Raw genomic sequence first — 25,783 nt, forward strand, 5'->3', positions numbered from 1 at the left:
TGACAGCCGTATTCATATAATAACCTAATCTTTTACAACTTATACTAATTGTAATTATCTCTTCTTATTTTTTCGATCAATAAACATCAAACCATAGTTTGGTAGTCAGTAAATCGACTCCTTGATCAGCTATTGCTTTTTTATAATTATCACCATTCAACGATTGCTCTGTTCCCGGATAATAGTAGCGCGAAGGTAATTGTCCTTCAAGCACACTTGAGGGGCCTGCTACCAATTGAGGATAGTCTAAGCGGCGCCATTCGGCAAAAGCATCCAGACCTTGTCCGAAAAAGGCGATCCATTTTTGTTCACCTATTGATTTCTTATAATTGGCAGCATCATATTTTACGCCTGCCTGATTCAGATATTCAGATACTTCCGACGCATTTGTAATTCCGAATTGATTCAAAGATGCTGTTATTGCCTGATTATAATATTGCTCGGCACTTCCCGAAATATATCCGCGGGCAACAGCTTCAGCCAACCCGAATAATACTTCGGAATATGTGTAGAATACAGCAGGAGAAACATCTGTCAAAAAGAATGTTCCCGGTTTAGATGTCTTGGCAAAACCCTGATTATTCGCATCACTATTCGAAAGTCCGTTAGCTGCACCCACATATTTACCTACCGATGTATCGGTTGGCAACTGTGCATAGACCGGCAAACGGGGATCAGACAGATCAGTCAGTTTATCGACTATTGTTTTAGAAACACGGTAATCATCACGGGTTTCGAAACGCGCAGCCTGAGGATTCTGCTGTGGCGAACTGGTATAGACAAACTGGAAAATATCGTCGTTACTGCTAATCAATCCGGCAGCATCGTTTACCGCAGCATTAATAGTTTGTTTAGCCAGATCACTTTCGCGATCTGCAATACGTAATGCAATACGAAGGCGAAGTGAATTCACCAGTTTTTTCCATTTGCTTATATCACCATCATATACAACATCTCCGCTGATAGCTTCACCCGAAGCGCTTAAGAGTGTTTGAGCCTGCTCTAAATCAGACAACAAACCGGTATATACTTCTTTCTGAGTATTATAAGCGGGGGTTACACTCTTTCCTGTTTCCGTATAAGGAATGTCGCCATACGCATCAGTAAGAATCAGGTATACCCAAGAGCGTAGTGCCAGCGCTGTACCTTTGTAATTATCATTTGCAGAACCTTCATCCGCCAGAGATATTATCTTATCAAGGTCGGTAATCAGTGTTGCATATCCTGTATTCCAAAGTGTGGTTACACTTGTACTTGAATTTGCAAATTCATAACGGTCTGTTTCGGTATACTGGATAGATGCCCAGTGCTGAACAAACAGCAATGATGTATTGAACCCGGCATCAGCACCCCAGTAGAGGTCTGCTGCATGTTTCAGGCTACCGGTCAACAGATAGTTAGGATATGGATTTTCTGTTGCATTCGGATTTTCGTTAATCTTATCCAATTGATCGTTGCACGAACTGAATAATACCAGTGTAGCAGCCAAAAGTGATACTATATTTTTATACATGACTTTTCTTCTTTTTTAATTAAAGGTCTCAGACCTTTTTATTGATTTTGTAAGTAGAACTGCAATAATCAGTATACTCTAAATATATCTTTAAATACTTACTTATAACCTTAAAATCTTAAATTCACATTGAATCCGTAAGAACGGGTTGTAGGTAAAGAAAGGCTTTCGATACCCTGTCCGTTACCAGTATTGAACGCAGTCTCGGGGTCGATATTCGGTGCATCCTTATAGATGAAGAACAGATTACGTCCTACAGCCGAAATACTGGCGCCTTCAAGCCCGATTCTTTTTACTAAACTACGTGCAAAAGTATATGTTACCTTTATCTCACGGAATTTGATATAAGACGCTTTATATGTAAACGCTTCTGAAATATTATATAGCGATTTGTAATAATCTTCGGCACTTACTACTGTCGAGTTTTTTTGTCCATCGGCTGTTACACCATTCACAATTATACCATCTTCGTATACTGTTTGTCCCGCCGGAGCCTGATTGGTTGGCAATAGTACTTTAGTATCGTTAGCATCTACATAATAGTACAAGCCTCCGTGTTCTGCATCACGACCGGGAAGAGTCGAAGCCAATACTCCGGTATATACTCCGGTTCTGTTTGTACCCGAATAGATTTTTCCACCTATGCTTGCATCTATCAAAGCCGATAGTTCTATATTCTTATAAGTAAATGTATTGCTGATACCTCCTGTCCATTTAGGAGTATAATGTCCCAGCACTTTGTTTTGAGAATCGGCACGGGGCAACCCTTTAGAATCGACAATAATATTCCCATCATCATCTCTCAGATAAGCAGTTCCGTATAAAGCTCCGTATGCACTACCTACCGAAGCCAAAACCTGTGTAGTACCTGATGTGGCAATCACATAGTTTTTAATCAGTCCGGCGTCATCCAATACAGTTACTTCACTTTTGTTGATCGCGTAGTTAAGACCTATATTCCATTTGAAGTCTTTTACTTCTACAGGAGTAACATCGAACTGAATTTCCAACCCTTTATTGTTTATCTTTCCTGCATTTAATAACTGAGTTGTATATCCGCTGGCAGCTGTTGTATTTATCTTTAATATCTGGTTGATACTGTTTGTATTATATAGAGCAACATCCAAGTGTACCCTGTTACCGAATAAACCTAATTCAGCACCGATTTCGGTCGAACGGGTAGTTTCGGGTTTCAGATCAGGATTATTTTTAATCTTAGATGACGTTTGTATAGGATTACCTGTATAAGCAGTCTCGAAATTATAAACGTTAGCCAACTGGTAAGGATCACCATCGCTACCTACTTCTGACCAACCTCCGCGAATTTTCAGGAAGTCAAGCGTAGAGCTCTTTATATCCAAAGCTTCGCTTAATACCAAACTGGCATTTACCGAAGGATAGAAGTAAGAACGGTTATCACGAGGCAAAGTAGACGACCAGTCGTTACGGGCTGTAAGGTTCAAAAACGCATAACCTTTATAACCTAACTGTGCCGATGCATATGTACTGTATACACGTTGTTTGCTGTAATCATTAGACGATACAAGCGGGTCACGCGAGTTTGTCAATGTATATAAATCAGGTACTGCCAAACGTGGAGCCTGTTGATAATTGTTTTCATACGTTTTGTTACGTAAGTTGAAACCAACCAATGCATCCAAATTAAGATCCGCAGTCAAGTCCTTTTTATAATTCAGGATAGCTTCGGTGTTATTTTCGCTGATAGTATAGCGGTCTTCCGAATAAGATCCGTAAGGCGTTCCGTTAGTACCGTATTTAATTTTGTATTTACGGCTGTCGTTATAATAATCAGTACCTGTACGGAATCTGAAATCAAGACCGTCAATAATATTCACTTCTGCATGAATATCACCGATAATACGGTTTCTCTTTTGTTCTACGGTATTGTAATTTGCTCTCCAATAAGGATTGCTATAATAGCTGTTGTTCCAGTTGTTAGTCCAGTCTTTTTTCAACTCGTTCATATCTACCTGACGACCGAACCATAAGAACTGAAGCATTACCCCTGCTGCCCTGTTACCCGAAGGACCACCCGGAAGGTTAGGTACATCCGTAACAATGTAGTTAGCAGTGGCTCCTACTTTTATACGTTTCGTTAATTGATAGTTAGTATTTAACGAGAAGTTGGTTTTCTTGATCTGAGTATTAGGTACAGTACCTCTCTGATCCTGATAATTTACTCCCAGACGGAAATCGTATTTTTCATCCGATCCTGCTATCGAAATACCATTATCATAAGTAATACCTGTATCGAAGAAGTCTTTTACGTTATCAGGATGTGATACGAAAGGCACAGCTACTCCGTTTGAGTAAAACTGAGGAATAAGCTGACCATCCATACGAGGTCCCCAGCTTTCGTCCACACCATCATTTACACCACCGCCTTTTCCGTCAACATAACTGAATTGCCCGCTGGCTCCCTGTCCGAATACATTCTGAAAATCAGGTAGTGTAGCTACTCTGGCAAAAGTGATTCCCGAGTTAACAGTAACTCCGATACCTTTCTGTCCTTTACCTGTTTTAGTAGTGATAAGTACTACACCATGAGCCGCACGCGAACCATATAGTGCTGCTGCATTAGGACCTTTCAATACACTCATCGATTCTATATCCGAAGGATTAAGGTCGGCAATAGCATTACGGAAATCGCGGGTTGCCCCACCAACCGAAAGTTGAGAGTTATCTACAGGAACACCATCCACGATAAATAAAGGGTCATTCTTTCCTGCAATTGAAGTTTCTCCACGGATCACGATACGCGACGAACCCATATCACCTTGTGAATTAGTGATACGTACACCTGCCAATTTACCCGAAAGCCCGTTCAGTAAGTTTGTTTCCTTACTGCCTTCCAATGCATCACTTTTGATTTCCTGAGTAGTATATCCCAATGATTTTTTCTCGCGGGTGATACCTAAGGCTGTTACCACAACCTGATCCAATACATTGGTATTATCAGACAATGTTACATGAATAGGTTCTGCTGCATCATAAACATCGACCTCCTGAGTTCGATAACCTAAAAAGTTAATTACTAATGTTACAGGTAATTCCTGAGAAACATTTAATGAAAAATTACCGTCAATGTCTGTTACTGTATTTGTTTTCGCAGACGATTTCAACACCACTGATACACCGGGTAATGGTTGTTGCAAACGATCGATAACAACTCCCCGTAATGTATTCTGAGCAAAAGTTGCCAGAGAAAAAGCAAGTAAGAAAAAGGCTATAGCTCCCCTGTTCGCTACTTGCTGTAGCGATTTTAAAGTTATTCTATACATATGTGTGTAAATTATTTACCTGAAAGAATCTGTTCTATTGTATAATGTCTTACTTATTGCCCTGAAGGCTTGCGTAGTTGATTTGTTTTTTCAAGTTGTCTTGTTGAGGAGAGTCTACTGTAAGGAAACCTTGGGCATGGTTGACCTGTTGCCCTGCCGTTACCACCCATTCTAAAAAGTCCTGAGTATCTTTATTTAAATTCACATAATCGATAGCCACGCTCAACGGTTTAACAGGAATAAGATTCACTTTTTCTTTTTCCAATAACTGAAGTGTACCCTCAATCCCTGAACTAATTGTCTGCCATTGATCTTTTTTCAAATCGATAGGCAAAATAGCAATACCGTCTTTCAGCTTTTTACTTTTGGTATCATAGATATATGACAAGTAATTGAAAGCAATACCCGATTGATCTTTTGCCAGTGCAGTAATAAGGAAGATATCGTCACCGGCTATCTTTTTACCTTTCAGTTGGGCTGCTTCTTTTTCAAAGTATTCAGACACTACAGCCGAATTAGATGTTGATAAGCTGCCCGAATATACTGTAGGTTCACTTTTGAATGGATATTTGCCGTCATTATCGATGTCTTTTTCGAAAAACAGTTTCTGAATTTTATCCTTATTCAATCCTTTATTATCCACTTCCGCTAAAATCGGATTTTGGTTGTTAGTTACAGGAAGTATTGCATAACGGGCAACCTGTAACGACAGCTGTGTTTGATTTTTTTCTACATCATCAGCTAAAACACGGATAGCAACTTCATCATCGGCAGTTTCTTTTGTTGCCAGCTTTATCTCTACATTCGGATTCTGTTTATTGTATTCAGCAATCCATGCATTTAATATAGGATGTGTAAAATTTGCACCTTTTATATATAATACATCTTTGGTATTCTGTGCAAATAATGAAGCAGAGCCTAATATTAATAAGGCTGCTACTATATAATTGGTATATTTCGAAGTTTTCATAATTTGATATCTAATTGATAAGGTCTCAGACCTATTTATTACTTTGGTAAATTAAAATAACAGCAGTTAGTTATGTTATCAAAATATATCATTAAATACTGACTGTTACTTAATATAAAAATGGGTTATGTTTTTTTGAATATTTATATATTCTTTATTCAGTCTCAGCACATACAACAACACATGCACATTCGTGCGTTTGAAGATGATAATATTTTCAGAAAGGATATCCTGTCAGTAATTCGTTTTCCCTGAACCATTTGAGACACTGTAACCATTAATTTCATAACCTTAAACTTTAAATAATTCATAAGTTTTAACCACAGTACAAAATAATCTAATATTTATTAACTAATATATACCGCACATATGGTATATTTAGTAAGGAGATATGGTATATATATAATAAGAGAAACAGCCCGATGAAAAATCCGGCTGTTTCTCTTTAAATATTGATAAGATTACCCTTTAGTACATTAGTCACTTATCCGTAAAGCATAAAACTTATTTTCAGGATAATATCCCGATCCATAATATTTTAGTGTAGTGGGAATAGTACCATGCCCATACCCATACCAAGTAATCAGATAATACCGTTTAGTAGCTGTACTTTGGTTTTTTACAATCAACATACCTTTTACAAGCCCATAAATGGCATTTACATGTAAATTTCCACTGTACAAAATAGATGAACCTTGTATATCTGCCGAATATGTGCCGCCGGTGGAGCTATCCGATAAGCTCATACGTGCCCAAAACGACTGAATCCCATTCCATGCTGCACCCGAAGCTGTTGTCATCATCGTCATCAGAGAGACAGCATATGTTCCCGGAGGAAGATCTATATAACTACCCGTCCAATATTCGGTACTTGACGAATTAGGATACAATCCTGTAGCCAACCCTGTCGGATGCAAATAACCATTTACATATGACAACCCGATACTTTGCCACGATGCTTTACCATTAGCATCGGACATTAACAGCCGGTCTTCTGCTTGCGTACCATCCCGAAGCATTATAGATCCATTAATTTGCAGGCGGGAGTTATCTGTTGCATTCGGGAACATACCAATTCCCATACGCCCATCAGTGTCAACAAATACATTATTAGCACTTTGTGTTGTTGACAATACACCACTTGAAGGATCATCCCCTGCCCCATCTATCATAAATATACCTTGTGGGTTCTCGCTTAAAATGCTTATCTGGGCATTCAACCCCGAAATAAATATGCCAATCAGCTGAAAAACCAATAGAAATCGAAAATATTTCATCTTTATTATCTTCATTTTAAACCTTATCAATCACTTAACTTATAAAAAACAATATTGTCTTCACCAAAATGATATCCTCCAAAACGGAGAATATACGGTGTACCTGTAATCCCCCTGTAAGTAGTATTGCCCGCTACATAATAGTAACGCTTATCAACTCCGGTTGAGTTATTAATTATCAATGTACCTAAAAGGAAACCGTAGTAAGTATTCTCTGTTATTTCAGCACTCAGATATACTGTATCTTCTAAATCCGGCGAAGGTGCTGCTCCTGATGCTGCACTTGAGTCAGAGAAAGTTGACCTCAGAAAAAAATAGCCCGAATCCGGAAGAAGATATCCATTGAATCGCAGCACCATAGACACATTAACCGCATATCGTCCGGGAGGTAAAACAATGGAAGTTCCTGTCTGTAAAAAATCCGCCGTTGTATAAGGTATATCCACACCTACCGAAGTCAATTCAACTCTTCCGGCATACACCGCAACTTCGTTCCAAGAGGCTTTTCCACTGGCATCGCTAGTCAATACCCGACCTGCTGCCTGAGTCCCGTCTATCATTGTAAGTCCTCCTACAACCTGTAATTTAGATGAATATCCAGATGAAGGTGCCATCCCAACTCCTACCCGTCCCAAATTGTCTATCACAACATCATCTGCATCTACAACTGCCATTGTATTATTCCCTCCTCCATCGATATGGAGTACTGTTGCCGGTAACTTTGTATTAACTCCCACTTGTGCTTCCAGCATTAATACCGAAGCACATAAAAAGAATGTAAGCTGTATGTATTTTTTTGTCAAGTTCATATTTTCATTCATTTCAACTTAATCTTCCAATTTATAGATAATCATACTATTATATCCGGGAAAAGCCCCTGCACCGAATAGGCGTACACCTTCAGTTGTACCTGCCGAGCGGGGATCTCCGGCTATGTAATAATACGTCTTATTAACTGTTCCCGAATTATTAATAAAAACACATCCCGCCAACTGTCCATATGCTACTGCCCCTTGTAGCACACCCGAAATATGGGTTGCACCCTCAATATCAGACGAAGCTGCCAGAGTAACATTGGAGTCAGAGAAAGTGCTCCTCAACAAGAAATAAGAACCTGTCGGCGAAATTCCACTTACAGTTCCTCCTGATGCCGAAGCCCGTAGAATCATATACACATTAACAGCGTACCTTCCGGGAGGTAATGTTATGGTTGTACCTGTCAGAAGAAAAGTTCCCGCAGGCTGATTATAAAGTAATGTAGCACCGGATCCACTAAGCGTAACATTCTGATAACTAATTTTATTAGTTTGCCATGTGCCTGTTCCGTTTGCATCGGAGATCAGCACCTTATTAACACTCTGATTTCCATCGACAATAGTAATCCCGCCTTTCACCTGTATTTTAGAATCATCGGTCAACGAAGGCATCATTCCAAACCCGATCTTACCATTCGAATCAATAATAATATCATCTGCCAATTGAGCATCTGTAGGAACAGAAGATGTATTGTGATAAGCATCGATATGAAATACTCCCTGCGGATTTTGAGTATTTATTCCCACCTGAGCATTGAGCAGCCCTAATGAGAATACACTCATCAGTAAAAGATTTTTTTTCTTCATTGTTGTTTTTGTTTGAGTTTGGGTCACAGACCCTCTTGTTGTTTTTAAGGTCGCAGACCTACTTGTTGTTTTTATAAAAAGTTGTTGATTTAGAATGTGGTGCTTGTAGGGGCAGGGCTCTGCTCTGCCCGATAATGTGTACTTTATCACAAAGGGCACAAAGTAGATGCAAAAGGCACTATATTGTTTTTCAGGATAATGGGTAAAGCAGAGCCTTACCCCTATGGTATGTCTTTGTGTAAAACCTTTGTATCTTAGTGTCTTTGCGTTAAAAAGAATATCTCGAAAATAAAGCAGCAAAGTGCATACACTGCACCCTGCTGCATGGATTAGTTGGCCCAAGCATAACCTGTTACCCGAAATAGTATTCGAACGACAACAAAACAACAATGATCCTACCGGACGCAGTCTGCCCAGCCAACTTATTTGGAAATGGATATATATGACGAAGCAAACGAAGACATAAAAAAATGTCCCGTTATTTTGACACAATAAGAAATTTTGTTTAGTTAACGCCCTGTGATGCGTCTCTCTCTCTCTCTCTCTCTCTCTCTCTCTCTCTCTCTAATATTTCAGCACACAAAGGCAAATCTAAACTGTTAAAATTTAGAGGATTGTTTATGTTTTTATGTGTGAAAATATCGGTCATTCCTTATTAGTAAAGGGTTGTTTGGTGTGACAAATATAGAAATTCTTTTTTAGAAAAAACAAAAATAAGATTAACTTAGTTATTTTATTATAATTTCAATTCCCTTTTCAACGATGGATATAAATACTGCTATTCTTTCCATATACACTATCTCGGAGAACTCGATAAATGAGTTACTCAAATATTGTTACGGTCCTATAGAAAAACCCAAAGGATATATTTTGACTAAAGCCGGAACTATCGAAGAGTATCTTTATTTCGTTACGAAAGGAATTGTAAGAACATTCAGCATCGTAAAAGATGAAGAAGTAACGTTCTGGATAGGTGAAGAAGGTTCTGTTGCCTGCTCCATGAGAAACTATGTCGAAAGTAAACCTAGTTACGAGACAATAGAAACATTAGAAGATTGTTCATTGTACCGAATAAAAGCACAGGATCTACAACAGTTATATAAGCAAAACATAGAAATAGCAAACTGGGGGCGAAAATTTGCAGAATATGAGATCATGAAAACTGAAAACAGACTTATAGCCCAGCAATTTTTAACCGCTAAAGAAAGATATGATAATTTAATAAAAAGCCAGCCTCAACTGCTTCAACGTATTCCTCTGAGTATCATTGCATCTTATTTGGGCATCACTCAAGTTTCACTTAGCAGGATAAGGGCACTGAAATAAAATAGACAGTTTATACCTCTCCCACTCCGCCCATAACTATACTCTTGATCCTGAATAGATTTATTGTTTCAATATCATTTACCCTTCAAACTTTCGGTGAAATGGCTTGCAAATAATCAAAAATATCTTAACTTTGCACTCGCTTTTGGCAATAAGGTGAGGTCCCGTAGCTCAGCTGGATAGAGCAACAGCCTTCTAAGCTGTGGGTCAAGCGTTCGAATCGCTTCGGGATCACTTTAAGTTCAGTAAATAAGCGACTTATTTCTGACAAAACAAGACAAAACTCTCTAAGATAGATTCTTAGGGAGTTTTTTTATTCTCTCCTTTAGACATAATCAGTCATTAAAATACCGATACAGGACAGTTATTCGTTACGGTTTTCACAAAAGACAAAAACCGTAACGATTTAGACTGTAAGATTCTTATTTGTAGAATATTGGCAGTCATTTGTCTTCCTGACTTCTAACAATTAATTCTAGTTTTGAACACTAAAAAATGATATGTTATGAATGTTATGAAGTTAACTTTTCGTGTGTTGTTTTACCTCCGAAAGAATGCTTTTCGGAAATATGGCGAAAGCCAGAAGAGCCATGAGATTATTGTGATATATAATACAAAAACAAAGAAACATTCACTTAATACTTTGAATTGATATGGAATTACAGGCAATACAAAACAAAACATTTGAGATAAGAGGCGAACGTGTCATGCTTGATTTTGATTTTGCAATTGTATCAGGTTGAAACGAAAAACCTGAAAAGAGCGGTTAAACGTAATATAGACAGATTTCCTCCCGATTTTATGTTTGAGATGACAGCTGATGAATGGGAAATGTTGAGGTGTAATTTTGGCACCTCAAATTGGGGAGGAATACGGTATATGCCTTTCGTTTTCACAGAGCAAGGTATAGCACAGTTATCCAGTGTATTGAACAGTCCTTTGGCTATTCAGGTAAATATTTCAATAATCAGGGCTTTTGTTACGCAAAGGAAATATGCTTTGGGATATGCAGAGCTGAACAATAAATTAGAAGCTTTTATGATTAACCAATATGCAATTCAATGAGGTATATCAGGCTTTGACGGAATTAGCCAGTATCAAAGAATTGGAGGATAAACCACGAAAGAGAGTCGGGTTTGTGCAAGATGAAATGATCTGCTTTTCAATAATCAGCCTTTTACATCAAATTGCAAAAGGCTGATACAAAACCCTGATTTATTTATTTTTCAATTCCACTTAAACAGTTTCATTCCTACAGCAAAACAAATAACTCCGAGAGCTGATAATATACAAGTCGGATAAATGACTTCCATCCATCCGGCTCCTTCATTAAAAATGCTTCGGATTCCATCGGTTAGTGCAGTCAGAGGAAGTAACTTAATAACTCCGATGCTCCATTCGGGGAAATTATGGTAACTAAAGAAAATACCTGATAACAACATCATGGGCATTTGTACAGCATTAATCAATCCTGAGCCGACCTCTGTCTTGGTAGTACGAGATGCGACCAAGATAGCAATTCCTGTAAAAGCGAGATTACCGGCTAAAAACAATACAATTAATGCTCCGATGTTTCCCTGAATATGGATATCGAATATTAACCAGGCAAAAAAGAATAAAATAAGAGACTCAACTACATTCATCAGGATGCGGACAAACATCAATGCAAACAAAAAATTCGATTTTTTCATTGGAGTTGCCACCATCCGTCTCAATAATTTCTGAGATCTTCGTTCAATGATTGTATAACTAACTCCCCACATGATGGAGCTCATCAGTCCGAAAGCAATCAATCCCGGAATCAGGAAATCGATATAACGAACCCCTTTCAGTGTTAGTGGTTCTATATCCGTATTCTCCGTGCTCATACTCGAAGCTGGCGATTTTACCAATGCCGAAAGCTTCATATATGCTAATTGAGATTGAGAGTTAAGCGGATCAAAATGATATACGGCTTTTCCTAATGAATCGGTAACAACCACATCTGCTTCTCCTCTCTTTAGTGATATGATTGCTGAATTCCAATCGCTTTCTGAAAACTTAAATATAGTATTACCAAGTGTTTTGTTGCTTATCTCCCAATTTTGGATATTCTCTCCTTTGCTATGTGCTTTTGTAGCATAAATATTGAGAAGAGAATCTAGCTCTGTCTTATTTTTCTCAACAAGTATAACATTAAACTTAGATTCTGTTTGCTGTGTAAAAGCCAAGCCCAATCCTATAGAAATAAGTACCGGAAATACCATACCCCAAAAAAGGACTTCTGGTTCACGGATTGTCAGTAGTAACTGAGTCTTAAAAAGTTGATATAATTGATTGTTTTTGATTGATCTCATTATTGAAATAATTGAAAATATAAAAGTATTTAATTACAGCACTACATTCCCATTCTCACGAAGAGCTTTCCCTGTGAGATTGATAAATAATTCGTCTAGGTTACGAGAATCTTCGTCTAATAAATCTTCGAGTTTCCCGTCCTTTAATATTTTCCCTTCATCAATAATGATGATGCGGTCACAAAGTGATTCCGCTTCCTCCATATAATGGGTTGTCAAAATGAGAGTAGTTTTTTCACTATCTTTTAATTGCTTTAGAATTTTCCAAAGGTCGAGTCGCGAGTGAGGATCGAGTCCGGTAGTAGGCTCATCCAGAAATAGAATTTGTGGTGTATTCAACAATGCTACACCTAAAGCAAGTCGTTGTCGTTGCCCCCCTGAAAGTGTACCCACCATAGATTTTTGTTTACTTTCAAGTCCGGTCAGTTCGATAATCTCATTCACTCGTTTTTCGCCAAGTCGGAAGAAACTGCCAAACAGGCATAAGGTTTCAAAAATAGTTAGCTTTTCTGAAAAACGTGTTTCTTGCAATGACAGACCAATAATTGACCGAAGATCTTTTTCATTCTTTAGCCAACTTTTTCCTTGCAGCAGAATTTCTCCCGAATCCGGATTCTTTAATCCTTCCATCATTTCCACCGTTGTTGTCTTTCCTGCTCCGTTAGGGCCGAGTAAAGCCACAAATTCTCCGGGGCGTATTGCAAAAGAGATACCTCTTACGGCATGTACATCTTTGAATGACTTATATATGTCTTTTACTTCTATCTGATACATAATGTATTTATTTTCCTTCCCTATTTTGTTTTGGGGAAGTAAAAGTAATAACGAATTTCATTACTACAAAGTTTTGGTGTTTGTCGGCAGTCTATATAAGCCTTCTTAAATTATGAATATAAGTAACGGAATAAAGAAAGCTCCCTCGCCTCTGGAATTAACATAAAAATTGGTTTAAGAATAGTTTTGCTGATGATTGATGCTTTGGTTGCCTACAAAGTGGGCATCTCGGTTATCTCTGTAATCGGAGACTATATACTTGTGCGTAGTATGTTTAGTATCATTCGCTTATCTATAAGAATTATCTTCTCTCTTTTGTCCATCCTATTTCTGACAGCAATAGTTTCCCTTATTTATTTTCTTTCAATTCATCCCCCTAAAGTCCGTCGGAGAACTTCCCACTATTTTTTTAAACATCCGACTGAAATGATGGGGATACTTGAAGCCTAATTCATAAGCAATTTCATTCACCGTTTTATCTGGATTGTACAGTTTATCTTTTGCTTTTTCAATTACCTTCAATTGAATATATTCCTGTGCTGACTTGCCTGTTTCTTTTTTTATTAAATCCCCGAAATAATTAGCAGATAAAAGCAATTCGTCTGCAAAATACTGAACAGATGGTAAGCCTATTGTCTGAGGTTTATCCGACTCAAAGTAACCATTCAATAATTCTTCAAACCGGGATAACACATCTTTATTTACGTTTTCACGGGTAATGAACTGACGGTCGTAGAAACGCATACAGTGGTTTAGAAAAACTTCAATATTAGCTGTGATAATTGATTTACTATGCTTATCGATAGAATGCTTTAACTCTTCTCTAATCTCCCTAAAACAGTTGACAATGATCTGCCTCTCACGTTCCGACATATGCAAAGACTCATTCGCTTCATACGAAAAGAATGAATAATCTTTCATTTTCTCCTGAAGCAATGTTCCCCGAAGTAGATCCGGATGAAAACACAATCCCCAACCTTTCATTTTAAATACTTCACCAGTATCGTCTTTCCCTGCAACCTGTCCGGGAGCTATAAACACAAGAGTGCCTTCCTGATAGTCATAAGTATGGCGTCCGTAAATTAAATCGCCACACCTGACATCTTTCAAGAAGATAAAATAAAATCCATACCTCTTACGTGCATGCCTGTATTCTTTTCCTATCTCGGTAAAATCAATAGAATTAATTAAAGGATGTAATGTTTCAATTCCCAAAAAGGTATTATAATCATGTATCGTATCAAAATTCATTATCTCTCCCATAAGTTCCGGTTTTATTTATTACAAAAATAAAGTATCCATTCTGGAAGTATACTATATACTATCATAAATCAGTAAAAATGGTAGAAGAAACCGTAATATATGTATATATCTGATATTCTATAAAGTACCAATCAGTAATTATGGTATAAGAATCAGTAATCTGTCTATTTACAGGAGGAGTTATTGAGGGTAAGTTTGTAAAATGAAAATTATAAACTTTAAATTCTTAACATATGATGCGAAAAAATAAGAATGTAGTTCTATGGGCAGCAAGCCTTCTTCTCTTACTGGTTGGATGCAAGCAACAAGCTGATAATGAAAAAAACGCACTACTTGTAATAAAAGAGCAAGGCAGTTTTGCTGTTGGTGGAAGTGTAATCACTAATCCTGGCACATTCGACCCAATTACAAGAACTCCCGAAGGACAAACCTATCACGGTGACCATGCTTATATTGTTTATCAGATACCGGACAAAGCCCGTAAACTACCTTTGGTGTTTTGGCATGGTATAGGGCAATTCTCCAAAACATGGGAAACGACTCCGGATGGGCGCGAAGGTTTTCAGAATATATTTCTCAGGAGAGGCTTTGGTGTCTACCTTATCAATCAACCTCGAAGAGGAAATGCCGGACGAAGTACGGTAGAAGCAACCATAAAACCCACACCTGATGAACAGGAATGGTTTAACACATTTCGTGTCGGTGTATGGCCGGATTATTTTGAAGGAGTACAATTTCCGAAAGACGAGGAAAGCCTTAACCAATATTTCCGTCAAATGACGCCTAACATTGGACCTTTTGATACGGAGGTAATAACAGATGCAATCTCCAAGCTTTTCGATAAGATCGGCGACGGAATACTTGTCACTCATTCACATTCAGGAGGCTTTGGCTGGTTGACTGCTATTAATAACAATCGTATAAAAGCTATTGCGTCTTATGAGCCGGGTAGCGGTTTTGTATCTCCCGAAGGTGAAGTTCCTTCACCACTGCCAAGTTCGGCCGGAGCATTACAGGCAAATAGTGTATCAATGGAGGATTTTATGAAACTCACCAAAATACCTATCATTATTTATTATGGAGATAATATTCCGGATAAGTATTCAGATAATAAGGGAGCTGACGGCTGGCGTGTCCGCCTTGAGATGGCAAGATTGTGGAGAGATGCCGTAAACAAATATGGCGGAGATGTCACCGTGATACACCTACCGGAAATAGGGATTCACGGAAATACACATTTCCCATTCTCTGACTTGAATAATATTAAAATAGCTGATTTACTTTCCAACTGGCTGAAAGAAAAAGGACTTGATAAATAATAAAAAGAAAAAAGAATGCGAAGTTTAATTTTAATACTATCTCTGACATGGGCAATATTCCCGGTATCAGCATGTTCAACCCCCAATAATAGATCTGAATCAGAAACAACTCCTGAGGTAACAAACCGTAAAATCCTTATAGCTTATTTCAGCTGGGGTGGAAGTACTCAACAAGTCGCTGAAAATATAGCGGAGCATACCGGAGGAACGCTATTCAAAATTGAAACAGTAAATTCCTACCCTACAGACTATGTTCCATGTACTGAAGTGGCAAAAGTTGAACGTGATGAAGGTATCCGTCCCGAATTAAAAACTGTTGTTGAAAATATGGAACAATACGATACCATTTTTATCGGTTGTCCGGTTTGGTGGCATACAGCACCAATGGCTATCTGGTCATTCCTCGAAAATGAAAATTATAATTTTAAAGGAAAAACTATCATTCCATTCTGTACATATGCTGCCACTTACAGGGATGAAACATTAGCAAAAATAGTAGAACTTACACCTGATTCTAAACATCTCAAAGGTTTTGGAACAACCGATAAAAATGCAGATGTAACGGGTTGGCTGAAAGAGATAGGTATCGTTTCTAATAAATAAAAAACTATAGATGGAAAAGAAAGTATTAAAAAACAAACTGTTGCTGTTTATTTTAAGTATAGTGATGAGTATACCTGTTGCTTATGCACAAGAGACAACCTATGATGAGAAAACAAAGCAGGAGCTTATTGACTTATCGAAACAAAAATGGCAATGGATGGCAGATAAAAAGATAGAATCACTGGATGAGCTTTTTCATCAGGAATCCGTTTTTGTCCATATGGGTGCAACGATGAACAAAGAACAGGAATTGAATACAATCAGAAGTGGTGGAATCCAATATAAACATACCGAAATACAAGAAACTTCTATACGATTTGTGGGTAATACGGCTATTGTCCTTAATAAGATACGCCTGACAGCTATTGTCGGAGGCAATGAAGTCGTCAATCCTTTCATGGTTACAGAAGTGTACGTGCCGATAGAGGGAAAATGGAAGTTAGGTTCATTATCCTTCACCAGGTTATTGGGGAACTAATAGTATTCACATTAATAAAATAAAACGAAATGAAAAATATAAAATATTGTTTTCCATTGATCGCATTATTCCTATTCAATATTATTGGTCAAGTGAATGCGCAAGAAAAGAAAGTAAATATACCAACCATAAAACTGAATAATGGATTGGAAATGCCTCAGTTCGGACTCGGAACTTTCAATACGCCATCAAACGAAGTTGCTAAAGAAGCAGTCTTAGTGGCTTTCCGAAGCGGTTACCGACATGTAGATACTGCCCATGCTTATAATAACGAAAGTGCCATCGGTGAAGCTATAAAGGAAAGTGGCATCCCACGTGAAGAATTATGGATTACAAGCAAACTGTGGCCATCCGATTATGCAAATGGCAATACCCTCGAATCTATCAACAAAATGCTTGAACGCCTTCAGACAGACTATATCGACTTACTGTATATACACCAGCCTGTAGGTAACTATGAAGAGGCATGGATAGAGATGGAGAAAGCTGTTGCTTCCGGAAAAGTACGTTCATTGGGGATCAGTAATTTTGACGCTACAGATGAAGGTTTTCACGCCATTGTGGATAATATGAAAATTAAACCTGTTGCGATGCAAATTGAATGCCATCCTTATGCGCAGCGCAAAAATGTACAGGAGAAATTAAAAAGTTACGGCATCGCTCAGGAATGCTGGTATCCGTTAGGAAGTGGAAACAAGGATCTACTCGCAGATCCGGTTATAAAAAAGATTGCTGATTCACATGGTAAGACTACGGCACAGATTATTATCCGTTGGCATATACAAGAAGGTTTCTCCGTAATTCCCGGAGCAACCAATCCTGATTATATCAAGGAAAACATAAGCATTTTTGATTTTGCTTTAAGCGATGACGAGATGACAGCTATGCGTTCGCTTAATAAAGAAAAACGTTTTTTCAACATGACTTATGAGCAGGTTAAAGAAATGGCAACTAATTGGGTATTGGAAGATTAATAGTATAATCAAAAAATAACGCATGAGAAAAATAGATTTATACATTGGAATAATAATATTGTTGCTGGGAGTATCCGGTAACACAAATGCACAAGATATGTTAAGTAAAAAACAAGAAAAAATAGTAACTATCTCCGCCTTTACTGCGAGGGGTGATTTAGATAAACTAAAACCGGAATTGGTTGCAGGACTTGAAGCTGGATTAACAGTCAACGAAATTAAAGAAGTCTTGGTGCACCTATATGCTTACTCCGGATTTCCGAGAAGCCTTCGTGGGTTGCAAACCTTTATGAGTGTACTGGATGAACGTAAAACAGCAGGCATAAGCGATAACTGGGGGCGTGAAGCATCGCCCATCACCGATACCCGCGACAAGTATGAACGTGGAAAAGATATACTTTCCGAACTTCAAGGCATCATACCGCCCGAAGGAAGGGCAACGGCAGGTTATGCAGGCTTCAGCCCTGAAATAGAAACATTCCTCAAAGAACACCTTTTTGCCGATATCTTTGAGCGTGATGTACTGACTTATGCACAACGTGAAATGGTAACCGTTTCGGTGATAGCAAGTTTAGGAGGATTAGAACCGATGTTAAACTCTCACATGAATCTCTCGTTGAACGTAGGGATAACTCCTCAGCAGTTACAGCAAATGATAAACATCATTGAAGTGAATATCAGTAAAGAAAATGCAGATGCTGCAAACGTTGTATTAAATGAGTTATTACAAAGTAAAGGATTGAGCATAGACACGGAACTAACAGAAATGGTAAATGGTGTCAAGGTAGTGAAAGTATCTTTCCCGAATAGGTTTTACAATAATGTAGTAGGCAATCTCTGCTTTCCACCTAATTATGATGCCAATAAGGAATATTCAGCCATTGTTATCGGTCACCCCTTCGGTGGTGTCAAAGAGCAAACCTCAGGACTGCATGCACTGAAAATGGCTGAACTGGGTTATATCACCCTTGCTTTTGATGCTACTCATTACGGAGAAAGCGGCGGCTATCCACGTTATATAGAATCACCAGAAGCACGGGTAGAAGATTTTAGTGCAGCAGTAGATTTCCTAAGTAATCATCAAAACGTAGATGCTAACCGTATTGGGGTAGTCGGTATCTGCGGAGGTGGCGGCTATTCTGTCAGCGCAGCCCAAATCGATCACAGGATAAAAGCAGTTGCAACGATTAGTATGTATGACATGGGACGTGCCCGCCGTCAGGGATTGGGTGATGTACTTACCTACGAACAACGAATGAAAACACTGGACGATATAGGTGAGCAACGTACCAAAGAATTTGCAGGACAAGCAAAAAAGGATATTGTCGCCATCCCGACTCAATTAAGTGAAAACGATACAGAGAACACTCGTGAATTTTTCGATTATTACCGTACTCCACGCGGCGGGCATCCTAATTCAACAGCGAGCTATTCGTTTACCAGCCTTGCTCCAATGATGAATTTCTTCCCATTCGTACAAATAGAAACTATTTCACCAAGACCGTTATTGTTTATCGTAGGAGAACGTGCTGTATCCGCTTACTTTAGTGAAGATGCTTACAGCAGAGCCGCTGAACCGAAAGAATTGTTTGTCATACCTAATGCTTCGCATGTGGATTTATACGACAAACCGGAGTATCAGGCTATATCGTTACTAAAGCTAGACTCCTTTTTTAAACAATATCTGAAATAATAGCAAACGATAATATATGAAGATGATTAGTATAGTTATAATAGCAGTAACAGTATTTGCCTTGACATCCTGCAATAATGCAAATACAACAAAAGATGAGCCGGTAGGTGCTCAAACAGAGAAAGAACTTATCTTCGAAAGGGGCGATAAAATAGACAGTCCCAATTTCACAGGCAACGCATGGCTGAATAATCTGGTTACTGCTGACGACGAGAATCAAAATGCAGTAGGTAGTGTAACCTTTGCACCGGGAGCCCGTACAAGCTGGCACTCACATCCGGCAGGACAAATTATACTTGCTCTGGCTGGCGTAGGTTATTATCAGGAAAAAGGGAAACTAGTAGAGATTATCCGCAAAGGGGAAGTCGTAAAATGCCCGCATAATATACCTCACTGGCACGGAGCAAGTCCCGACAGCAAGTTTATACAGGTGGCTATCACCGGAAGAGAAAACGGACCTACAGCATGGTTTGAACCTGTAACTGATGATGAATATAACAGTTACATAAATAATAAAGATAAAAATAAATGAAGACAGTTAAATTAAATAACGCGTTACAAAGCGGGGATATAACTCTTGTTTATAGACAATGGTAAAAAAGCTTATTAATTCACTAATCAAAACAAAAAACCCCTCTAAAATGGTATTTTGGAGGGGTTTCTCATTTTCAGTAAAGAACTTTAGTTTCAATCATATATTAATGCCCATGTTCACCATGATCACTGGCCATTGATGCTATATAAAAGGCATTGGCAGTAACAATAGTTACATCATCCTTCAATTGATTGACGGGAGTAATCTGTGTAAAACCCAACTCACTAATCCCTGTTATAACTTCTTCCCGTTTGAAATGATAATTTTTCCCTTCCTGTCCGTTTTCTTTATCTTCAAGTACAAAAATGTATTTTTTCCCTTCACTGCTTATAACTGCATCATTGGGGACGGCCGGCGTTTTCTGTTTTCCTGTATTAATCAATCCTGTAGCATACATACCCGGTATTAATTCAATACTACCCTGATTCTTAATTCGGACATGTACTAATATTGCTTTTGATTCACTCTCGAAAGATTTGTTGATTTCGTAAATTTCACCTTTCAGATTTACTCCGGGTTGATTAGTTAGTAGAATATCTACTTCCTGACCTATTTTTACGGCGTTTATATCTTTCTCAAAAACTTTCATATCACAATGTATCGCCGAATTATCTGATACACTCATCAACGATGTTTGGGTATCGACATAACTCCCGGTACTGATATTTATTTTCCTCACAGTTCCTGATATCGGAGATTTAATAGGAATTTGAGTGACCATATTACCTGCCGAAACCTGTTCGGGACTGATGGACAATTGACGTAATTGTTTCTCTAATCCTATAAGCTGAGCCTTTGCTATTTCGTAGGCAGCAGTAGCTTGCTGAAATGTTTTTTGAACACCTGCTCCCTGAGACGACAGCTCTTTTTGCCTGTTATATTCCTGTTCTGCAATCAACGCTTCTTTCCGTGATGTCAGGTAATTTTTTTGAAGTTCCACTATCTCGGTATTTTCGAGATAGGCAACAGCTTGCCCTGCCGAAACTCGTTTACCTTCAATCACTAATACCTGTTTTATTATTCCGCCGACAAGTGATGTAACTTCTGCTTTCTTCTGGGGATCGAGGTCCATTTCTCCGTTTACCCGTATTACACTATTCAGTTCTCTCTGTTCTATTTTCCCCAACTGAATACCAACAGCATCCATTTGTACTTCCGAAACAGCTATTTTTTCTGATTCGCCCTCATGAGTTTGTTCAGTATTTTCTTCCGAAGCTCCACCGTTCTCTGGCTTATTCTGTCCACATGACATCAATAATATCAAAGACAGGCTTATTAAGGATATATATATTCTCTTCATAATTTTATTTGTTTCCTTGTATATAGTTTAACATAATGATTGTCTGGTTATAGTCATTCACCGCTTTGGCTCGTTGTAAGTGAATCTCAACAGCTGTTTTCAAATTCTGAATATACTCCAGATAACCTATTTCGCCTTTCTCGTACGATATTTGAGATATACGGGTGATATCATCCGCCTGGGTGATTCCCTGAGAAGTATAGTAATCCAGACTGTTCTTTGCTTTAAGATAGTCGTTGATGTACATCTGATATTGTTTTTGCATAGCCTGTGCAACTTCTTCCTGTTGTACTCTTGCCATCTCGACTTCCTTTTTAGCCACTTTGGTTTTAGCTTTTTGTTCTCCGAAGAACAACGGAATACTGATACCGACTTCAAATCCCATAAAGTTTCCTTTATCAAAACGCTCCCTTTCGACATCATACGGATTAAAACCTTTTATAAGAAACTGGTTTTTAAGTACAAAGCTGAAACTTGGCAGATATCCCTGCTTAACCACATTCAGATTCTTTTCACTTACTTCCTTCTGGTTTTGCATCACCCTGCCGATAGGAGTTTGTTCCGCACTGAAACTATTGAATGGATAATTTGCTTCCATCACAGGCTGCTCGGATTCAAGAGGAGACACTGATACCTCAGCATTCATCCAACGCTGCAAGGTAAGCTGTATATTCTGATAATCTTTCTCAGCTTTTTGCAACTCTATTTTATTCTCGTTATACAACCTTTCAGCATTCATTTGTTCCAAACGACTTGTTTCACCTACTCTGAATTTAGTCGATGCCAAAAACAAGAATTTCGAATATATGTTATCCTGATCCTGCAGAATCTTAATATTCTCTTTTGCATACAGTAACTGATAATATGTTGCAGTAATCTCTTTTACAAGTTCGTTACGCGTTACTTCGAGGTTACTACGTTCAAGGTTTGTTTCCGCCTTAAGCAATTTACTGCGAGTCGTATATACTGTCGGAAAATCGAAATCCTGACTTAATGAAATACTATTATCAGGACTGCCCCCCGAAGTCGGATCCTGACTCAATGAAAAACCAGTCTTCTCTATATTGAATGCTGTACCCTGCAAATCCTTTGCTCTTTCTATAGATATTCTGCCGGACTTCATGGTTAGATTATTTTCCATTGCCAGGCGGATACATTCGTCCAATGTACTCACATTCCCTTGTGCCGAAACGCCTGATGGTACAATAAGCAGTATCACAAGAAGTGCAAGTATTGATATATTTATTTTCGTTTTCATAACTCCTTTTCCTTTTTTGTGAATGTTTTATATATAGAAGGCAAGACAACTAACGTAAGTACCGTTGCGGTTAGCAAGCCTCCGATAACAACAGTAGCTAACGGCCTCTGAACTTCGGCTCCGTCACTCGTTGACAGAGCCATCGGTAAGAATCCGAGCGATGCTACAAGAGCTGTCATAATTACAGGACGAAGACGTAACATACACCCTTTAATGACCCTTTCCTTTATATCCTTAACACCTTCTTTTTCGAATATGTTAAACTGTCCGATAAGTACGATACCATTCAATACGGCCACACCAAAGAGTGCTATAAAGCCGACGCCCGCCGAAATACTGAAAGGCATTCCCCTGATCCATAAGGCGAAAATACCGCCGATAGCTGATAGAGGTATAGCCGTAAACACAAACAAAGACTCTTTGACGCTTTTCAATGTAGCGTACAATAGAAATAATATCAGTAGCAATGCCAATGGTACGGCTACCATTAGCCTGTCCTTTGCTTCTTTCAGATTTTGGAACTGTCCGCCGTATGTATAATAATACCCTGCCGGTAACTTAAACTCTTTATCTAGTATCTTCTGAATATCATATACAGTATTCTGTACATCGCGCCCTCTTACATTAAAACCGACATAAATACGCCTTTCGGCATCTTCACGGGTTACCTGTGCAGGTGCATCCTGATATTTTATTTCAGCTACCTGTGCAAGTGGTATGGAACCACCCGATTGAAGAGGCAGATATAGATTTTCCAGAGAACTGATATCGTTCCTTAAATCTTTTTCCATTCGCAATACGAGGTCGAAACGACGATCTTCTTCAAATACATAACCTGCTTCATTTCCCGCAAAAGCTGTCTTTAACACCATATTGGCATCTTTGATAGAAATACCGTACTTGGCTAGCTGATCGCGATTATATATCACTTGTATCTGTGGTAACCCCGTAACCTTTTCGACAAAAGGATCGGTAACCCCTTCCACATTCTTAATAAGAGAAGCTACCTTATTGGCTGCCGAGGCAAGGACGTCAAGGTCATTACCATATATCTTAATTGCCACGTCCTGTTTAATACCTGTGATCAATTCATTGGTACGCATCTGTATAGGTTGCGTCATTTCTATTTCCAGTCCGGGAATAACACTGACTGCCTCTTCCATCTTTTCCATCAACTCCTCTTTGGTCTTAGCCGAAGTCCATTCTTTTTTCGGAATCAGGGCAATCATCATATCCGCCCTTTCGATAGGCATCGGGTCTGTAGGAATTTCAGCGCTACCTATACGGGATACAGCCTGTTTGACCTCAGGAAACTTGTCTTTTAGAATCTTTTCAGCTTGCGTAGTACTCTTTACCATTTGCGATAATGAGGTTCCCTGTGCCATACTTATTTCTGCTGCGAAGTCCCCTTCTTCAAGATTCGGTATAAATTCGCCCCCCATTCTGTTGAAAATGAAAAGGCTTACAGCAAAGAGAGCGATCATGCTAACAATCAGAGTCTTACTCCAATTAAGGCTTTTAGTTATAATCGGACGGTAAAATTGGCTTATCCTGTTCATCATTTTATCTGAGAAGTTCCGTTTATGCTCTGTTCTTTTACTTAAAAACAGGGCACTTGCCATCGGCACATAAGTCAGGGATAATATGAATGCTCCGAGTATCGCAAAGAACACGGTCATTGCCATGGGTTTGAACATTTTGCCCTCAATACCTACCAATGTGAAAAGTGGTATGTAAACAATCATAATAATAATTTCTCCGAATGCGGCACTGTTCCTTATTTTGGAAGCGGAGTCGAACACTTCCGTATCCATTTCCGCTTGTGTTAATAACCGTCCTTTATACCGGTCTTTCATCACACTTATATGGTGGCAGACCGCTTCGACAATAATCACCGCCCCATCCACAATCAATCCGAAGTCAATAGCCCCAAGACTCATCAGGTTACCACTGACTCCGAAGAGCCTCATCATACCAAATGCAAATAGCATGGAAAGCGGGATAACAGAAGCCACGACCAGACCTGCCCTGTAATTTCCCAAGAATAGGACAAGGATAAATATCACAATCAAACCTCCCTCTATCAGATTCTTGGCAATTGTATGGGTTACTCTATCAACCAGTTGTGTCCGGTCAATAAACGGTTCTATAATAACACCTTCGGGCAAGCTCTTCTGAACCTGTTCCATCCGTTCTTTTACATGTTTGATAACTTCCTGAAAGTTTTCTCCTTTCAGCATCAGTGTGATACCTGCTACAACCTCCCCTTCGCCATTGCGGGTAACGGCTCCGTATCTCATGGAACTGCCAAATTGTACTTTAGCAACATCCCTTATCAATATGGGAGTACCATTTACCGTTTTTACAGGGATTTTCTCTATATCTTCCAAAGAGCTGACCAGACCGATGCCACGTATGAAATACTGGTTACTGTATTGTTCTATATAGCTACCTCCTGTATTCTCATTATTGTTTTCGAGGGCTGTATACATTTCGGGGATGGTTATACCTGCCGCATTCAGTTTATCGGCATTGATGGCTATTTCATATTGTTTTACAAAACCACCCCAGCCACTTACTTCGGCAACCCCTTCCGTACCGGAAAGTTGCTTCCGTACAATCCAGTCCTGCATAGTACGCAGATCGGTGATACTGTATTTATCTTCGTATCCTTCTTTTGCCCGGATTGTATAGTGGTATATTTCTCCCAGTCCAGTGGATATCGGAGCAAGGCTGATTTTCCCCAGACCTTGGGGTATAACCTCTTCGGCTTCTTTCAACTGCTGGCTTACCTGTTGACGCGCCCAATATATATCGGCATCTTCCTTAAACACAATAGTGATCACCGAAAGTCCGCTACGGCTGATACTTCTTCTTTCAACAACTTTAGGAATATTGGCCAGAGCCATTTCCAGAGGAGTAGTAATAAACTGTTCTACCTCCTGCGCTCCCAGTGATGGGGCTTGTGTAATAACCTGTACCTGATTATTGGTTATATCAGGTGACGAATCGAATGGTAATTGTGATAACGAATAACCTCCCCAGATAATAAGGGCTACAGTCATAACTCCAATTACCAATTTATTCTCTATCGAGAATTTAATCAGTTTCTGAAACATAATTTGGGAATTAAAATATAACAATTAAATATTAAGATATACCTGTTAAGGCACATCAATA

The 25,783-nt window shown here is 38.8% G+C and carries 20 protein-coding genes, 1 tRNA gene and 1 pseudogene; 10 read left to right on the forward strand and 12 right to left on the reverse strand.

What is annotated here, in order from left to right; all coding sequences use genetic code 11:
- Positions 1 to 76: 76 nt before the first annotated feature.
- From BUC12_RS09900 to BUC12_RS09925, 6 genes are all read right to left on the reverse strand, one after another.
- Entirely contained in the window at positions 77 to 1,513 is a 1,437-nt protein-coding gene (locus BUC12_RS09900; RefSeq protein WP_062180196.1) for a SusD/RagB family nutrient-binding outer membrane lipoprotein, read from the reverse strand.
- Positions 1,514 to 1,623: 110 nt separating this feature from the next.
- Positions 1,624 to 4,815, reverse strand: a complete 3,192-nt coding sequence (locus BUC12_RS09905; protein WP_062180194.1) for a SusC/RagA family TonB-linked outer membrane protein — start codon at positions 4,813 to 4,815, stop codon at positions 1,624 to 1,626.
- A gap of 49 nt (positions 4,816 to 4,864) precedes the next feature.
- The gene (locus tag BUC12_RS09910) at positions 4,865 to 5,785 is read right to left on the reverse strand and encodes a hypothetical protein (protein WP_062180191.1); all 921 of its coding nucleotides are present in this window, start codon (positions 5,783 to 5,785) and stop codon (positions 4,865 to 4,867) included.
- A 476-nt stretch (positions 5,786 to 6,261) separates the two neighbouring features.
- On the reverse strand, positions 6,262 to 7,062 hold the full coding sequence (locus BUC12_RS09915; RefSeq protein WP_062180188.1) for a cadherin repeat domain-containing protein: 801 nt from the start codon (positions 7,060 to 7,062) through the stop codon (positions 6,262 to 6,264).
- Positions 7,063 to 7,088: 26 nt separating this feature from the next.
- Positions 7,089 to 7,871: a hypothetical protein gene (locus tag BUC12_RS09920; protein ID WP_139262043.1), complete on the reverse strand. Its 783-nt coding sequence runs from the start codon at positions 7,869 to 7,871 to the stop codon at positions 7,089 to 7,091.
- A gap of 18 nt (positions 7,872 to 7,889) precedes the next feature.
- The gene (locus BUC12_RS09925) at positions 7,890 to 8,684 is read right to left on the reverse strand and encodes a hypothetical protein (protein WP_062180182.1); all 795 of its coding nucleotides are present in this window, start codon (positions 8,682 to 8,684) and stop codon (positions 7,890 to 7,892) included.
- A 301-nt stretch (positions 8,685 to 8,985) separates the two neighbouring features.
- Here BUC12_RS09925 and BUC12_RS20040 point away from each other — a divergent pair, with 301 nt between their 5' ends.
- The 4 genes and pseudogenes from BUC12_RS20040 (at position 8,986) to BUC12_RS09940 (ending at position 11,211) form a co-directional block, all read left to right on the forward strand.
- Entirely contained in the window at positions 8,986 to 9,150 is a 165-nt protein-coding gene (locus BUC12_RS20040) for a hypothetical protein (RefSeq protein ID WP_157257527.1), read from the forward strand.
- 296 nt (positions 9,151 to 9,446) lie between these two features.
- Entirely contained in the window at positions 9,447 to 10,010 is a 564-nt protein-coding gene (locus BUC12_RS09930) for a Crp/Fnr family transcriptional regulator (protein WP_062180178.1), read from the forward strand.
- A gap of 160 nt (positions 10,011 to 10,170) precedes the next feature.
- Positions 10,171 to 10,244: transfer RNA gene (locus tag BUC12_RS09935), tRNA-Arg, on the forward strand.
- A gap of 419 nt (positions 10,245 to 10,663) precedes the next feature.
- Positions 10,664 to 11,211 (forward strand): annotated as a pseudogene (locus BUC12_RS09940) (ORF6N domain-containing protein).
- Positions 11,212 to 11,236: 25 nt separating this feature from the next.
- Here the strand turns inward: BUC12_RS09940 and BUC12_RS09945 are convergent.
- The 3 genes from BUC12_RS09945 to BUC12_RS09955 form a co-directional block, all read right to left on the reverse strand.
- Positions 11,237 to 12,346, reverse strand: a complete 1,110-nt coding sequence (locus BUC12_RS09945; RefSeq protein WP_236689391.1) for an ABC transporter permease — start codon at positions 12,344 to 12,346, stop codon at positions 11,237 to 11,239.
- A 33-nt stretch (positions 12,347 to 12,379) separates the two neighbouring features.
- Complete coding sequence (locus tag BUC12_RS09950) at positions 12,380 to 13,120, reverse strand: ABC transporter ATP-binding protein (protein WP_062180172.1); 741 nt, start codon at positions 13,118 to 13,120, stop codon at positions 12,380 to 12,382.
- A gap of 363 nt (positions 13,121 to 13,483) precedes the next feature.
- On the reverse strand, positions 13,484 to 14,383 hold the full coding sequence (locus BUC12_RS09955; RefSeq protein ID WP_062180169.1) for a helix-turn-helix domain-containing protein: 900 nt from the start codon (positions 14,381 to 14,383) through the stop codon (positions 13,484 to 13,486).
- Between the two features lie 236 nt (positions 14,384 to 14,619).
- Between BUC12_RS09955 and BUC12_RS09960 the strand changes: the two genes are divergently transcribed.
- From BUC12_RS09960 to BUC12_RS09985, 6 genes are read left to right on the forward strand one after another with little or no spacing between them, the layout of a single operon-like run.
- On the forward strand, positions 14,620 to 15,702 hold the full coding sequence (locus BUC12_RS09960; RefSeq protein ID WP_062180166.1) for an alpha/beta hydrolase: 1,083 nt from the start codon (positions 14,620 to 14,622) through the stop codon (positions 15,700 to 15,702).
- 15 nt (positions 15,703 to 15,717) lie between these two features.
- On the forward strand, positions 15,718 to 16,305 hold the full coding sequence (locus tag BUC12_RS09965) for a flavodoxin (RefSeq protein ID WP_073357305.1): 588 nt from the start codon (positions 15,718 to 15,720) through the stop codon (positions 16,303 to 16,305).
- A 10-nt stretch (positions 16,306 to 16,315) separates the two neighbouring features.
- A complete protein-coding gene (locus tag BUC12_RS09970) occupies positions 16,316 to 16,783 on the forward strand; it encodes a nuclear transport factor 2 family protein (RefSeq protein WP_062180163.1) in 468 nt (155 codons plus the stop codon).
- Positions 16,784 to 16,812: 29 nt separating this feature from the next.
- The gene (locus tag BUC12_RS09975; RefSeq protein ID WP_082141910.1) at positions 16,813 to 17,757 is read left to right on the forward strand and encodes an aldo/keto reductase; all 945 of its coding nucleotides are present in this window, start codon (positions 16,813 to 16,815) and stop codon (positions 17,755 to 17,757) included.
- 22 nt (positions 17,758 to 17,779) lie between these two features.
- Positions 17,780 to 19,450 (forward strand): carboxymuconolactone decarboxylase family protein, encoded by a 1,671-nt coding sequence (locus tag BUC12_RS09980; protein ID WP_062180160.1) that lies wholly within the window; start codon positions 17,780 to 17,782, stop codon positions 19,448 to 19,450.
- A 22-nt stretch (positions 19,451 to 19,472) separates the two neighbouring features.
- On the forward strand, positions 19,473 to 19,982 hold the full coding sequence (locus BUC12_RS09985; protein ID WP_236689390.1) for a cupin domain-containing protein: 510 nt from the start codon (positions 19,473 to 19,475) through the stop codon (positions 19,980 to 19,982).
- A gap of 166 nt (positions 19,983 to 20,148) precedes the next feature.
- On the opposite strand, the gene BUC12_RS09990 is transcribed toward BUC12_RS09985, so the two are convergent.
- Genes BUC12_RS09990 through BUC12_RS10000 form a run of 3 tightly spaced genes read right to left on the reverse strand, consistent with a single transcriptional unit; the run spans position 20,149 to position 25,722 of the window.
- Positions 20,149 to 21,345 (reverse strand): efflux RND transporter periplasmic adaptor subunit, encoded by a 1,197-nt coding sequence (locus BUC12_RS09990; RefSeq protein ID WP_062180154.1) that lies wholly within the window; start codon positions 21,343 to 21,345, stop codon positions 20,149 to 20,151.
- A gap of 4 nt (positions 21,346 to 21,349) precedes the next feature.
- A complete protein-coding gene (locus BUC12_RS09995) occupies positions 21,350 to 22,603 on the reverse strand; it encodes a TolC family protein (RefSeq protein WP_083557593.1) in 1,254 nt (417 codons plus the stop codon).
- Positions 22,600 to 25,722, reverse strand: coding sequence for an efflux RND transporter permease subunit (locus BUC12_RS10000; protein WP_070808586.1), 3,123 nt, complete (start codon positions 25,720 to 25,722; stop codon positions 22,600 to 22,602). The genes BUC12_RS09995 and BUC12_RS10000 overlap by 4 nt, the downstream gene beginning before the upstream one ends.
- Between the last annotated feature and the right edge of the window lie 61 nt (positions 25,723 to 25,783).

It is taken from the genome of Indolivaga macrotermitis (genome assembly GCF_900128985.1).
In the GTDB taxonomy this organism is placed as follows: domain Bacteria; phylum Bacteroidota; class Bacteroidia; order Bacteroidales; family Dysgonomonadaceae; genus Dysgonomonas_A; species Dysgonomonas_A macrotermitis.

What these genes read in the sequence shown, in the direction of transcription:
- BUC12_RS09910 (WP_062180191.1), bottom strand. Translation starts at nt 5,785, where the DNA reads ATGAAAACTTCGAAATATACCAATTATATAGTAGCAGCCTTATTAATA.
- BUC12_RS10000 (WP_070808586.1), bottom strand. Translation starts at nt 25,722, where the DNA reads ATGTTTCAGAAACTGATTAAATTCTCGATAGAGAATAAATTGGTAATT.
- BUC12_RS09915 (WP_062180188.1), bottom strand. Translation starts at nt 7,062, where the DNA reads ATGAAATATTTTCGATTTCTATTGGTTTTTCAGCTGATTGGCATATTT.
- BUC12_RS09985 (WP_236689390.1), top strand. Translation starts at nt 19,473, where the DNA reads ATGATTAGTATAGTTATAATAGCAGTAACAGTATTTGCCTTGACATCC.
- BUC12_RS09975 (WP_082141910.1), top strand. Translation starts at nt 16,813, where the DNA reads ATGAAAAATATAAAATATTGTTTTCCATTGATCGCATTATTCCTATTC.
- BUC12_RS09930 (WP_062180178.1), top strand. Translation starts at nt 9,447, where the DNA reads ATGGATATAAATACTGCTATTCTTTCCATATACACTATCTCGGAGAAC.
- BUC12_RS09995 (WP_083557593.1), bottom strand. Translation starts at nt 22,603, where the DNA reads ATGAAAACGAAAATAAATATATCAATACTTGCACTTCTTGTGATACTG.
- BUC12_RS09965 (WP_073357305.1), top strand. Translation starts at nt 15,718, where the DNA reads ATGCGAAGTTTAATTTTAATACTATCTCTGACATGGGCAATATTCCCG.
- BUC12_RS09980 (WP_062180160.1), top strand. Translation starts at nt 17,780, where the DNA reads ATGAGAAAAATAGATTTATACATTGGAATAATAATATTGTTGCTGGGA.
- BUC12_RS09905 (WP_062180194.1), bottom strand. Translation starts at nt 4,815, where the DNA reads ATGTATAGAATAACTTTAAAATCGCTACAGCAAGTAGCGAACAGGGGA.
- BUC12_RS09925 (WP_062180182.1), bottom strand. Translation starts at nt 8,684, where the DNA reads ATGAAGAAAAAAAATCTTTTACTGATGAGTGTATTCTCATTAGGGCTG.
- BUC12_RS09900 (WP_062180196.1), bottom strand. Translation starts at nt 1,513, where the DNA reads ATGTATAAAAATATAGTATCACTTTTGGCTGCTACACTGGTATTATTC.
- BUC12_RS09970 (WP_062180163.1), top strand. Translation starts at nt 16,316, where the DNA reads ATGGAAAAGAAAGTATTAAAAAACAAACTGTTGCTGTTTATTTTAAGT.
- BUC12_RS09955 (WP_062180169.1), bottom strand. Translation starts at nt 14,383, where the DNA reads ATGGGAGAGATAATGAATTTTGATACGATACATGATTATAATACCTTT.
- BUC12_RS09960 (WP_062180166.1), top strand. Translation starts at nt 14,620, where the DNA reads ATGCGAAAAAATAAGAATGTAGTTCTATGGGCAGCAAGCCTTCTTCTC.
- BUC12_RS09945 (WP_236689391.1), bottom strand. Translation starts at nt 12,346, where the DNA reads ATGAGATCAATCAAAAACAATCAATTATATCAACTTTTTAAGACTCAG.
- BUC12_RS09950 (WP_062180172.1), bottom strand. Translation starts at nt 13,120, where the DNA reads ATGTATCAGATAGAAGTAAAAGACATATATAAGTCATTCAAAGATGTA.
- BUC12_RS09990 (WP_062180154.1), bottom strand. Translation starts at nt 21,345, where the DNA reads ATGAAGAGAATATATATATCCTTAATAAGCCTGTCTTTGATATTATTG.
- BUC12_RS09920 (WP_139262043.1), bottom strand. Translation starts at nt 7,871, where the DNA reads ATGAACTTGACAAAAAAATACATACAGCTTACATTCTTTTTATGTGCT.